The organism is candidate division KSB1 bacterium (assembly GCA_022562085.1).
Lineage (GTDB): Bacteria > Zhuqueibacterota > Zhuqueibacteria > Oceanimicrobiales > Oceanimicrobiaceae > Oceanimicrobium.
This window is the reverse complement of the sequence record JADFPY010000105.1, coordinates 1-12,761: the sequence shown is the minus strand read 5'-3', so window position 1 is coordinate 12,761 and position 12,761 is coordinate 1. Positions and strand designations below refer to the sequence as shown.

Here is a 12,761-nt window from a genome sequence, read left to right as displayed (position 1 = left end):
TTCTCGGCAATTTATCTTTTTCGTCTTTCATTTTAACACGAACGACTTTTTAAATTAAATGATTCTTGCCATATTTTCCGAGCCATTCATAAATGGTTGGCTGGCTTCTAATATCATAAATCTTGCGCGCTTCTGCAATGGTTAATTTACCTGATTCAAACTCTAAGATAACTTTTTGCTTAAATGCTGAACGAAAACGATACCTAATACCTCCGTCGGACATAGGTTGCCTCCTTGTTGATTAAATGTCAACCTATGTCAGACGGGACATCCCTATTTTGACGATACTTACAGATAGTTGAAACTTTAGATGAAATAATTCGAGGCGTGTTGTTGTTTTATCAAAAAAATCTTGACAATCAGTTAATAATTTCATATTCTTGTATGCTTAATTTTACAATTGAAGTAGATTTGGAGGCAAAATGGCGAAGCGTTACGTTAGTAACAAAGAAACGACGCCAAGACTTTTTTCAAATGAGTTGATAGAGAAATTGTCACATGTGCATCCGACGGTGCCCATCATGCTTTTTCTGCCGGTTATCTCTTATTTTTTGTTTTTGGCTTTTAACTCCGGTACCATTGAGGCCGGTTTGGTTACGCTGTTGTTCTTAGCAGGCGTTCTGTTCTGGACGTTAATGGAATATGTCATACACCGTTATGTTTTTCATTATCACCCCAAAAGTGAACTTGGTCAACAGATTCACTTTTTGGCACACGGCATCCACCACGATTACCCAAAAGACCCGATGCGGTTGGTGATGCCGCCTGCTATAAGTATTCCTCTTGCTCTAATCTTCTATGGATTTTTCTGGGTACTGATGGGAAGTTCTTATACCGCACCTATTTATTCAGGATTCGTTTTTGGCTATTTAGCTTATGACATGATTCATTACGCCACTCATCATTTTTCTATGAAGGAAACGGAGATGGGCTTGTGGTTGAAACACTACCACAGCAAACATCATTATCAGGATGAGAAGTACGGTTTTGGTGTGAGTTCGCCCTTGTGGGATTATGTTTTCAGGACGACAAGGCCACCGAAAGCGGAAGAAGTTTAAGAAGATTTCTTCTAAATAGAATTTTCTACAAGGCTAAGATACTAATTCTTAGCCTTTTCTTTTTTCAGCGATTGCCCAAAACCCGCACGTCCCCGCTTCGTTCGGTAAACCCAAGCCCGTCAAAATAAAGTAAAAGCGGTAAAGCGTATTTTCGGCTGGCGCCGCCCAGAAGGTCTTTAAATTGACCGATAGTGATTTCTTTATTCATTTCAAAATAGGATGCCAATTTTTCTTTTACATCCTGGACTCGCTTTGGGTGAAAGTAAATGTTTCCATCAGCCCGAATCACCTCTCCTAAGCCAATCATTAGAGACAAAACGTCGCGGATGTTTTTCTGATTAGCCTTTAGCTTTTCAGCCATTTCTGTTTCTGAGGATGTGGAAAATCCTTCGTTAAAAAGCAATTCAACAATTTGGTGCCTGAGACTTTCCTGCTCCGGAGAATATTCTATCTTGTGAGTTTTTAGACTTATGATTCCCGAGGATTCCTTTATCTGATTGCTCTTATGTAAATCCTGCAAAAGGAAATCGAGGAGTTCCGAGTCCATTTTAACCTTAATAAGGCTTTTAAACTCCGCCTTGTGAATTCCGAACTTTGCAGGGTTGTTTTTGTGAAAATCAGCTACTGCCTTAACTATTATGTTTTTGACTTCTTCAAAATTATTGCAGTGAATCACCGCCTCTTGTCCAGCTTTTTTAAGAAGGACAACTTTTTCCTGATTTTCCAATTCATTGAGTAGGGCCTTAATGGCCTCTTTTGAGGCCGCAATCTCCGCGGACAACTGATCTAATGTCAGCAAATCATACCGAGCGGACAAGAGCTTGCTTTCCAGTACATCTGCCGGATTTTCTTTTTCCAGTGCCTGCAATTTCTGTAAAACCGAAGGATCGGATAATTTGTGACGCGGAGCATTCGCATCAAGAATCACCCCGCCACCGATTGTTATGGTTGGAGAATATTGCCGAATGACAAAAGGGTCCAGCCGTCGGGCAGTCGCAGGTTGTTCCAGGTGGAATTGGACAAACGCACTTTCGCCCGGGTCAATTTTAGAAACCTTTATAAGAGAAAGTCGCGCCATGACTTCGGTGGTGCCAAAGTGAACTCGCACCCGCGAGCGCGGTTTGAGAGCACGCGGCGCCGACTTCAAGAGCTGCAATCTTGCATCAAAACGTTGGGAAGGTGAAAAATAATTGGGTGCCCCTAAAACATCTCCGCGATGAATCTGCTCTTTCTCAATTGCTTGCAAATTAACCGCCGCCCGGTCGCCCGTCGAAACTTTTTCAACCGCTTGTCCGTGACGTTGAAGACCGCGAACTTTGACTTTCTGCTTTTGCGGCAAGAGTTCTAAACTTTCTCCAACTTTGAGCTGTCCGGAAAGTACCGACCCCGTCACCACGGTCCCAAAGCCCCTCATTGTAAAGGTGCGATCCACAGGCATCCAGAAAATGCCTCCGTCTTCCTTCGACTTTCTTTTTGCGTAGAGGTTCTCAAGCTCCGCTTTGACTTCGGGGATGCCCTCACCGTTGATTGCAGAAACGGCAATCATGCGGGCATTTTCCAAAAACGAACCTTTGATCAGGCTGCGCACATCATCGTGTACTAACCCCAACCAATCATCATCGACCAGGTCTTTTTTGGTTATGACAATAATTCCCTGCCTGACCTGCAAAATTTTCAGGATGTCCAAATGCTCCCGGGTTTGGGGCATGACGCCGTCATCTGCAGCAACCACGAGAAGAACAAGCTCGATGGTACTCACTCCGGCAACCATGTTGCGGATAAATTTTTCGTGTCCCGGCACATCTATAATCGTTGCACTTTTACCAAAGTGGGCGAATCCCAAATCGATCGTAAGGCCGCGTTCTTTTTCTTCTTTTAAGCGATCGGTATCCACTCCGGTGAGTGCTTTCACCAGGGCTGTCTTGCCGTGATCGATGTGGCCGGCTGTGCCGATAATAGTGTGAGACACATGAACCTCGCAAAAAATAAATGGAATATTCCCTAAATTAGGAAAATATTTTAAGCTGCCTTATTCTGGAATCTCCCCAGCAATTCTTGCAGTAATTCAAATGATGATAGCCTTCCTCCAGTCAAAAAACCATCAATGACTTCAGCAACTTCCGGGGTTCTCAAATACCCGTATGACTTATGATGATCTTTTTTTCCGTGGTTTTCATAATCATTTTGTACGATAGTATCTTTTGGGCCAATTTCCTGAGAGTTTTGTATGAAATCATTACAGAGTTTATAATCCAGGGCGACGCGGTCATTCAAATCGGAAAAGTTAAACCAGGACTGCCGAATATTTTCAGGAGTGACCAGCAGTTTTTCATTCTTTAAGTCTTTGTGCTGTTCAACAAAAATTTTCTTTATGACTGCCGGCAGACCCAGGGGCGAACCAAGCGTAATGAACGTGTGAATGTCAGAATCGGATGCCAGTTGGGTTAGAACATCGTAAGAAATAACCGTCCCCATGGAATGGGATACCAGCAAAATATCTCTTTTTCGGTATTTTTTGAGTTTTTTAGCCAACTCTTTGCGGATCAGTTTTTTTGCATAAAGCCCGGCCTGATCCAGCTCCACATTTGCTTTGTGAAAATACAGCTCCAAATCCCGAAATCTTTTACGGAGCACATAATCACCAATCCGGTCAAAGTTGAAAAACCGGTTCTCCGAAAGCAGCAGTTTATCCATCATAATCTCGAGCCAATCCAAAAACTTTTTTCTTACCCTGCTTGGTGATTGAGGCACACTATTCGAAGCAGCCGGAACATACGGCTCTTTGATGTAAAGAGGACTTTCCGGATCGTCCGCTTCAGGGTCTTGCGGCTCAGAGTAGAGAAATTGCGCCCAGTAAACTAATTCAAACTTGAAATTTCGGCGCGGCTGTCCGATTCGTTCCAAACCTTCACAAATAGCTTTACGCCACCACAATTGCAGCAGGCGCTGCGCTGGTTTATTCCCAGCCCCGTGAATTCCGATTATGATTTTTTTCTTTTTCATTTGTAGCAAAAATAAATTATCCCCTGGTACCTAAATCATGAAATTGATTTGCTGAATCCAATGCTGTGAGTAGAACGTGCAAATCCTCATAAGCCTTTGAAAATGAACTCACAACTTCCTTGCCGTTGCGAATGGCCTGATAAAAATCCTCAAATTCATTTCTGTAGCTTGTGTCCTCTTCAATCGTTTCTTCAACCTCGGTGCCATTCTGTTTCTTTACCAAAATCCGTTTATTGGCTTCAACCATTATACTCCCTTGTTTGCCCAAAACGAGCAATTGATTTTTTGAAACGCCAATTGGACTGCGAAAAATATTCAGAACACCGTGTACACGATTTTTTGTCTCGAATTGTAAGCTAAATGTATCGACTTCTCCAATTGCCGGATTAATGGATTTGCTGAAGGCATTTCCCGCTCTGATTTCGCCAAACATCAAGCGCAAAGCGGCGATGTTATGAATCCCGCCGTCAGTGATAAATCCGCCTTTGTGTTTATGCTCAATGCGCCATTTCGTTTGCGCGTATTTGTTCTCTAATGTTACCAGTTGGAAGACGTCCCAGAAAACTGCGTATGGATCACCAATTCGATCTTCGACGATTAATTCTCTCACCCGCTGAAAAACCGGATGATGGTACCAATTTTCTCCTACCATTTTCACCTGCGAAAATGAATGTCCAAACTTTAGAAGATCACGGGCTTCCTCCAGGTTTGCGGCCAAAGGCTTCTCGACAAAAACATGCTTTTCCGCTAACAAAACTTCCTTGGTAACTCGGTTATTCAAATAAATCGGAAGGGCTATGACAATTGCTTCAACATCCGGGTTTTTCAGCAATTCTTTATAATCGAGCATGTAAGAAACACCGCCAACCAATTTGGAAAATTTCCTCGCCTTTTGCTCAGTATTATTGCAGACCGCAGTGATTTGAAATTGGTCTTTTAATTTTTGCAGGGCTGGCCAATGAAGCTCAGTAGCTGCTATACCGCATCCGATAAATCCGAGTTTGATGGGTTTCATAACGGTTGATAAAATTTATTTTAAGACACTAAGTTTCTACTTTTTGTAAATGTAGTATTTTACAGAAAAAAATCAAGGGAGGAGAAAGCGCAGGCAGAAATGTCCAAAGGACTTTCTGACAATTTCGATACGTCAATTAGGTCTTCAACCCTAATTGACCTACAGGGCACCTACAGGGCTTTTACAACAACCACGGTTTGGTCATCGTGGGGTAACCTGTCCTCGGCAAATAGTGTCACTTCGGAAAGGACTTTGTCGCGAAGTTTATTAGCATCAAAAGAGCTGCTTGCAGACAAAATTTCCGAAAGCTTTTCCTCGCCGAACTGTCCGCCATTGTGGGTTTGGGCTTCGGTTATGCCATCGGTCACGAAAAGAAAAATATCTCCCGGCTGGTAGTTGATGACCTCTTCTTCGAGTTCATCAGCAAACACTTCAGCCTGCTCCAGACCCAACCCGAGTCCTTTTGGCGTGACCCACTTGACCTGCTTGGATTTGGCATGATAATAAAAAAGCGGCAGATGCCCGGCCCGCGCTAGAACCAAACTCCCTTTCGAGCTGTCGAAGTAGGCACCGATTGCCGTGATAAAGGACTTTTTCTCCAGGTCTTTGTAAAGGAGACGATTCGCCCGGATAAACAATTCCCGTGGTGAGAGATTGAATTCGTGCAAAGAGCGCAAAATGCCCTGAATCTTAGACATATAAAGTGCAGCGGAGGTGCCTTTACCACTGACATCTCCAACGATCACTGTAATCGATCCGGCAGGGCCATTTAGAAAGTCATAATAATCACCGCCGACTTCCAGGGCAGGAATCGATGCCCCTGAGATATCCAGGCCTGAAATTTGCGGTGTGCTTTGGGGAAGCGACGCCAGCTGAATTTGCCGGGCAATCTCCAGCTCATGTTTTAGCCGCTCCTGCTCGGCCAGCTCTTCATATAAAAATACGTTTTCAATTGCCAGGGAGGCCTGCTTGGCTACGGTCGTCAGAAAGGTAAGATCTTCCAAATGCAGAGGAGATTCCGAAAGTGTTTCTCCAACAATGAAAGTACCGACGAGTCTGTCTTTGAACCTGATGGGAATGATGTGACAAAACCCGTGTTTTCTGAATTCCTCTTTTGCCTCCGGAGGCAAGAATTCGACACTAAAGCGGGACTCGTTTTTAAATTTCTGAATTTCATCGACTATTGCGTTGCCGGAAGTCAAACAGATATCGTCCCATTGCGAGCCGTCAAAACCGTATGCTTCCTGGCAGCAAGATTTTTCATCACGAAAAAATATTACGCCTACCCGTTTCAATTGCATCACTTTCGCCAATCTTTCAACAACGCCTTGAGCCAATTCCTTCATGCTTAATTTTGTGGCCATTACCTCGGCCAGCTCGCTGGTTGCTCGGCTGAGATTATAATGGTCCCGGTTAAACTTGCGATTGATAAACCCTTGAATTTTTTTTCCGACCTTTATAAAACCAAATGTCATTCCAATTGAAACAAATATGATAATCAGCTTTTCTAAAAAATCGCGATGCCTGGGATCCGGAGGTACATCCATAACCACAATTGAGGTGCCCGTAAAATGCAGGTTGGGGATGTCAATATAAATATCTGCCAAAGCAAACAAGGTGCGCAGAAGTAGCAAGACAAACACCGAAATCCACAAAGACGAAACAATAATAAAAATTATGTTTCGCCGCACATGCAGGTTCATTCCGAGCAGTTGATAGCGGCCGATGACGTAAAGATAAATCAGCGGAATTGCAACCAATGGAATCCCAGCAAACCCCATTTGCCGAATTTGGCCGGCCTGATCAAGGAAAAATACAAGAGCTATTGCGGTAACTGCAGCAAGACAAGAAGCCCTGGAAATAATTCTGCTAATCTTTTTATATTGGCTGGGACGATGTTTCCGGTAGATGAAGTGGATCGCAAAATGATACCCCCACATTGAAAGTAACATCAAAATAAAGACTGTTTGGTATTCAAACCCTCTAAAGACCCGGAATAAAATTGATAGAAATAATAAAACAAACAGACTGGCCAGGCCATAAGGAATCAAGCGGAGCCAGCGGGATTCTAACATTTCTTGTCTTTTTTCGGGAAAATAAAATGTGCTGTGGGTTGACATGGCGATTCCAAATGGCAGCGCGCTGACTACGGTAAGGGTTGAAAGAAGAGCGAAAAAACTTTGTTGAACTGCTGCTCCAAATAAGAGAATCATAAAGGTGTAACCCAACGCCATTAAAGATAAGCCAATTAAGCGGGCAGCTAAAACCCGGGGCCGGTTTAAAGCGATAAACGTTCCCACGCCCCAGAACACCGTTCCGGACAAGAAAAAAATTAACAATGAAATTTGAATGCCAAACCTGGCCAAAGTCACCGCCAGGGTAATGTTTTGATTTTCTCGAATGATATCGTATGAAATGGTTGTTCCGCTTTCAGAAGTGCGCAAGATTCTGTCGGCTTCGCGGGCGTTTTTAAATGTTAGTCCGTTTATTCGGTAAATTAAGTCGCCTTTTTGCATTCCTGCCATATCAGAGGCGCCCCCCCTTTCAACTTCCTGAACATAGACTGTCACAGGCAAGCGGCGGTAAAAATTATTGGGAAAGTTTGTTTTCGCAATCCGGTAGGTGTACTTCTTGTCTTCGGGGGTTCTCAGTATTTCGAATTTTAAATCGGACTCAGCCGGCAAAGATTGTAATAACTGATCGAGGTTAAAGTCCTGATAAATTTTATGATCATTTACCCTTATTAATATGTCTCCGACACGTATAGAATCCTGTGCGGAGTTGTCATCAACGGGTTCATCATTACGGTCAAGTTTTGTCGCTGGGAAATTACCGGCAACATAAAGGTTTGAAGGCGGATTTCTGAACAGGTTCTCGTCAGTCGTCCTGCTTGCAAAATGATAAGCATTCGTAAGACCACTAATAAGCAAATAGATTGCCAGCAGCGCAATTAAGATTCGAAAAAGTTTGGGATAGGATGTTTGGTTATCCATTCAAATACTGAAAGCTATTGTTTAATTGGAATACCGTAGGTTAAAAGTAACTTTCTTTTCTATGTTATGCAAGATTAAAATGAATGTTGAAAACGTGTTAAAATCATAGACGAAAAGATGAGGACAAGGTTACTTCTCCATCCCAGTGCCGCCAGATCATTATTGTCTAATTGCAGCGTAAAGTCAGTCCCGGCTCCTTCAGTATATAATATCGGTTTTCGGGGCATGCTGTTATTCTTTTCCGAACTTGCAAACCTACGCTTCGCTGATTTTGCAATCCAAAGACAGAGTTACACATCAGAGCATCCGTTCATTCGCTAAATCCGTTTAATTTTTGGTTTCCTTTTTCTATTTGCTTTTGAAAACTAAAAAGTTTATCATTTTAGAAAATTACTGTAGTCATTAAGCGAAAGTACAATGGACAAAATTAAGATTTTATATATCGAAGATGATGCCGGCCAGCGCAAACAGTTTGCAGAACAAATGGCCGCCCAGGGCTTCAAAGTCACTTCAACGGCATCCGGAGAAGCGGGACTTCACTCGTTTAAAAAGAGCCGAGTCGATGTTGTGCTTTGTGATTTGAATATGCCGAAAATGAACGGCCTGGAAGTCTTGAAAAAAATAAAGAAAATCGATGCAGATGTTCCGGTGATCATTCTTACTGCCCACGGTTCTGTGGATATGGCTGTTAAAGCATTAAAGGTAGGAGCTTACGACTTTGTCCTAAAACCTCCGGAGATAAATAAAATTTCCACGACCATTCACAAAGCCATTGAAAAAATACAACTGCAAATACAGCTTGAGCAATCTAAAAAAGAGTTAAAAAAATATTCTCAGAAACTCGAGAAAAGAGTGGAGGAAAGAACCGAAAGACTTGAATATGCCAATCGTCAATTGATTGCGCTGAATGAGGTATCAAACAAATTTAGCTCACTTTATTCGGAAAAGGAGCTTTTGAAAGAAGCTCCAAAACTCCTGTGCAAGAGTTTAGACTTTGACCGGGCAACCATGTTTCTTAATAAAAACGGAAGACTGGCGCTTTACTCGCTTTGTATGGCCAAGGATTCGGAAGAGTTGGTCAGAAATTTTTTAAACCGGGTAAAGTCTAAAAAATTTAAATTTCCGCCCCACTTCATGGAAAGCATCGAACTAAGTAAAACTATATTTATTCCCGATCTGAATGCCGACCCGAGATGGCCTAAAGATGAACCCGGGCAGGTAATTCGCACCAAAGCCGTGGTGGTTTCGCCAATTAAAGCGGAGAAAAAACCGATTGGCATTATCGTTGGCAATATGCAGCACCATGACCGTGACATGGATGATAAGGACATAGCCAGGTTTGAGATGTTTGCAAACATGGTCGGCCTTGCCCTCGATAATATCCGCAGCTACCGTACTCTCGAAACAAAGGTTCTTGAGAGAACGAAGGAGCTCCGTTACGCAAATTTGCAGCTTCGCCGAGAGGCTAAAGAATCAGAAAAAAAGACATATTCTTTAGGGAAAGCAAATGTTGATCTTCTTGCGGCGCAGGAAGAGTTAGAACAAAAACATTCAGAAATGGCAAGGCTTCTCAAGGATCTTTCCGAGAGTGAAGAAAAGTTCCGCCAGTTAACGGAAAACATCGATGAGGCATTCTGGATGGCGGATCTCAACGCACAGAAGACTATTTATGTCAGTCCGGCATATGAGCAAATTTATGGTAGACCTGCAAAAAATCTCTACAGGAATTCGTTTGACTGGTTGGAGGCGATTCATCCGGATGATCGCACCCAGGTATCGGAGAACATTAATAAACACAGAAGTAAAGAAAATGAACAGGAGTTCCGGATTGTCCGGCCGGACAAATCCGTGCGCTGGATAAGGTCTCGTGCCTTCCCAATTCGAAACTCAAAGGGAGAAATCTATCGGGTTTGCGGCGTCAGCACAGATATCACCGAAAGAAAACAAGCAAGAGAAGCCCTGGAACGGGAGCGAAATTTTGTTTCGGCGATTCTTGACACCGCGGGTGCGCTGGTTGTAGTGCTCGATCTAAAAGGCCGGATCATTCGGTTCAACCGGGCTTGTGAAGAAACAACCGGATATTCATTTGAGCAAGTTAAGGGCAAGCATGTTTGGGATCTCTTTCTCATTCCAACGGAAGTCCTGCGGGTACGCGCGACTTTTGATAAGCTCATTGGCGGTGATTTCCCAAACCGGACGGAAAATTACTGGCTAACTAAAGAAGGCGAACAGCGGTTGATTGACTGGTCAAATACCGCGCTTGAAGACAAGGAGGGTAACATTGAGTTTGTTATTGGCACCGGTATTGACATTACGGAACGAAAACAGACCGAAGAAAAATTGAAACTGTATCGGGAAATTTTTATAAACTCGCATGACGCAATCGCGATCTATGATCCGCAGGGTATATTTTTAGAGATAAATCCGGCTCACAAAAAATTGCTCGAATACACGGAAAAAGATATTCATGGCAAGACTGCGGCTATTCTGATCGGTGAGGAAACCTTCCAGAAAATCGGAACGGAATTGGAGAGAAAAGGCAGCTTTCGCGGCGAGATTGTCAGTTACTCGAAATCAGGCAAGCCAATCGATGTTGAGCTTTCGGCCTTTACAATTTACAATGATAAAAGCGAAGTTCACCACCGGGTAGGATTCGCACGCGACATTACCAAACGCAAGCAGGCAGAGAAAACTCTCAAAGAAACCCAAACCCAGTTGGTGCAATCTGAGAAAATGGCTTCGTTGGGTATGTTGGTAGCCGGAATTGCTCACGAAATCAATACGCCAATCGGCGCGGTCTCGAGTATGCACGACACCTTGAAACGCGCCGTCAAAAAATTAAAAGAAACGATCGAGGCGCAATTCCCGAAAGAGCTGCAGGAAAACGACGGCCTTTCCAAGCCCCTCCGAGTGATCGAAGATGCAAACCGGGTGATCGACCACGGCAGCGAAAGGGTTATCACAATTGTCAGGCGCCTCAGAAGCTTTGCCCGCCTCGACGAAGCCGAACTAAAAACAGTCGATATTCACGAAGGGCTTGAGGACACCCTAACTTTGATTCATCATGAAATTAAACACAATTTAAAAGTCATTAAAAACTTCGGCGACATCCCGCCGATGGCCTGCTTCCCGGGACGGCTGAACCAGGTTTTCCTCAATTTGCTGATCAATTCTAAGCAGGCCATTCAAGACAAGGGAGAGATTACGATCACGACCTCACAAAAAAACGGCAAAGTTCATATTGAGTTCAAAGACAATGGCAGCGGCATTCCCAAAGACAAACTCAAAAAAATCTTCGACCCGGGATACACCACTAAAGGTGTCGGGGTCGGCACCGGTTTGGGCCTGTCGATCGTTTACCAAATCATCGAAGATCACAAAGGCACAATCACCGTGGAAAGCGAAGTAGGGAAAGGCACTACTTTCACAATTATCTTTCCCATGAATTTGGATGAATTGCTGGAGAAGACTTAGGTTTTAAAATTTAGGTCAGTACGAACCTTAACCGATACACCCGGCAACGTGCGTGCGTGTGCTTCTCTACAAATTTTGTTCTTGACTTTCTTGACATTTCTGTTTATATTTTGTCACAATACAATTCCAAGTCTCTTTTTTTTTGGCAAATTTGATTAATTATACCAGCCTTTCACTATCTGACCTCAGCAACGAAGGATTGATTTAAGTTTCTACTTATTATTATATAGTTGAACTTATTTAGAATCGATGGTTTGATTCCGTCTTCCATTTTAGCCGCTCAGCATTGCTCGGCTTCACGAAAAATCTATAAAACGCTGTCTTTGATTTCAAAGATTTATGATATGAAATCGTTAGGTTTTCATTTAAGGTAGTTTACTGAATGGCAAGCATATCACCTAAATAATCATTTTCGGAAATAAATTGACAACTTTCTAAACTATTAAATTAACGGAGGCATTCCCATGGGACACTTATCCTCACAAATCGAAGCTATGAAAAGCAACTATACGGTTGTGGTTATTGGCTCAGGGTACGGTGGCGGCATTTCCGCGTCTCGCTTGGCGCGTGCCGGTCAGAAAGTTTGTGTGCTGGAGCGGGGCAAAGAGTTTCTTCCCGGTGAATTTCCCGATACACTGCCTGAGGCAACTGCAGAGCTGCAAGTCGATATACCCGACAAACACATCGGTTCAAAAACCGGACTTTTTGATTTTCATGTAAACGACGATATCAACGTTTTAGTAGGTTGTGGCCTAGGCGGTACCTCCCTCATCAATGCCAACGTCGTTATTGAGTCCGACCCGCGGGTTTTCAAGAACCCGGCATGGCCAAAGGCACTAATTGGCGATCTCAAAGACGGCATAAAAAAGGGGTATGCTCACGCTAGAGAAATGCTGAATCCTCAACCTTATCCCAAAAACTTTCCAAAACTGAAAAAATTAGAGGCACATGAAAAGTCCGGTAAATTCATGAAAGAAAATTTTTACCGGCCGCCTATTGCAGTGACATTCGACAAAACTAAAGATGACATAAATCATGTCGGGGTCAAGCAAACGCCCTGTATCCTGTGCGGGGACTGTGTCAGCGGTTGCAACCACACCTCCAAAAACACGGTGCAGACGAACTATTTACCCGACGCCTGGAATCACGGTGTAGAGATTTTTACCGAAGTCAGTGTCCGCTATGTCGAAAAGCAAGGTGGGAAATGGCTGGTGCACT

Annotated in this window: 8 protein-coding genes; 3 read left to right on the top strand and 5 right to left on the bottom strand. The window is 43.4% G+C overall.

All coding sequences use genetic code 11. The annotated features are described in order from the left end of the window. Window positions 1-49: 49 nt before the first annotated feature. The gene (locus IH879_10745) at window positions 50-223 is read right to left on the bottom strand and encodes a transposase (protein MCH7675414.1); all 174 of its coding nucleotides are present in this window, start codon (window positions 221-223) and stop codon (window positions 50-52) included. 199 nt (window positions 224-422) lie between these two features. Here IH879_10745 and IH879_10740 point away from each other — a divergent pair, with 199 nt between their 5' ends. Continuing rightward, window positions 423-1,058: a sterol desaturase family protein gene (locus IH879_10740; protein MCH7675413.1), complete on the top strand. Its 636-nt coding sequence runs from the start codon at window positions 423-425 to the stop codon at window positions 1,056-1,058. Between the two features lie 64 nt (window positions 1,059-1,122). Here IH879_10740 and selB read toward each other — a convergent pair whose 3' ends face one another. The 4 genes from selB to IH879_10720 form a co-directional block, all read right to left on the bottom strand. After that, the gene (gene selB, locus IH879_10735; GenBank protein MCH7675412.1) at window positions 1,123-3,027 is read right to left on the bottom strand and encodes a selenocysteine-specific translation elongation factor; all 1,905 of its coding nucleotides are present in this window, start codon (window positions 3,025-3,027) and stop codon (window positions 1,123-1,125) included. A gap of 50 nt (window positions 3,028-3,077) precedes the next feature. Then, complete coding sequence (locus tag IH879_10730) at window positions 3,078-4,061, bottom strand: hypothetical protein (GenBank protein MCH7675411.1); 984 nt, start codon at window positions 4,059-4,061, stop codon at window positions 3,078-3,080. Window positions 4,062-4,077: 16 nt separating this feature from the next. Beyond that, window positions 4,078-5,076, bottom strand: coding sequence for a Gfo/Idh/MocA family oxidoreductase (locus IH879_10725; GenBank protein ID MCH7675410.1), 999 nt, complete (start codon window positions 5,074-5,076; stop codon window positions 4,078-4,080). Window positions 5,077-5,246: 170 nt separating this feature from the next. Continuing rightward, window positions 5,247-8,069, bottom strand: a complete 2,823-nt coding sequence (locus tag IH879_10720) for a SpoIIE family protein phosphatase (GenBank protein MCH7675409.1) — start codon at window positions 8,067-8,069, stop codon at window positions 5,247-5,249. Window positions 8,070-8,486: 417 nt separating this feature from the next. On the opposite strand from IH879_10720, the gene IH879_10715 reads away from it, so the two are divergent. Together IH879_10715 and IH879_10710 are read left to right on the top strand one after the other, a co-directional pair. Then, the gene (locus IH879_10715) at window positions 8,487-11,543 is read left to right on the top strand and encodes a PAS domain S-box protein (protein MCH7675408.1); all 3,057 of its coding nucleotides are present in this window, start codon (window positions 8,487-8,489) and stop codon (window positions 11,541-11,543) included. Window positions 11,544-12,007: 464 nt separating this feature from the next. Beyond that, window positions 12,008-12,761: FAD-binding protein (locus IH879_10710; GenBank protein MCH7675407.1), on the top strand; the 754-nt coding region annotated here is incomplete at its 3' end.

What these genes read in the sequence shown, in the direction of transcription:
- IH879_10745 (MCH7675414.1), bottom strand. Translation starts at nt 223, where the DNA reads ATGTCCGACGGAGGTATTAGGTATCGTTTTCGTTCAGCATTTAAGCAA.
- IH879_10740 (MCH7675413.1), top strand. Translation starts at nt 423, where the DNA reads ATGGCGAAGCGTTACGTTAGTAACAAAGAAACGACGCCAAGACTTTTT.
- IH879_10730 (MCH7675411.1), bottom strand. Translation starts at nt 4,061, where the DNA reads ATGAAAAAGAAAAAAATCATAATCGGAATTCACGGGGCTGGGAATAAA.
- IH879_10725 (MCH7675410.1), bottom strand. Translation starts at nt 5,076, where the DNA reads ATGAAACCCATCAAACTCGGATTTATCGGATGCGGTATAGCAGCTACT.
- IH879_10720 (MCH7675409.1), bottom strand. Translation starts at nt 8,069, where the DNA reads ATGGATAACCAAACATCCTATCCCAAACTTTTTCGAATCTTAATTGCG.
- IH879_10715 (MCH7675408.1), top strand. Translation starts at nt 8,487, where the DNA reads ATGGACAAAATTAAGATTTTATATATCGAAGATGATGCCGGCCAGCGC.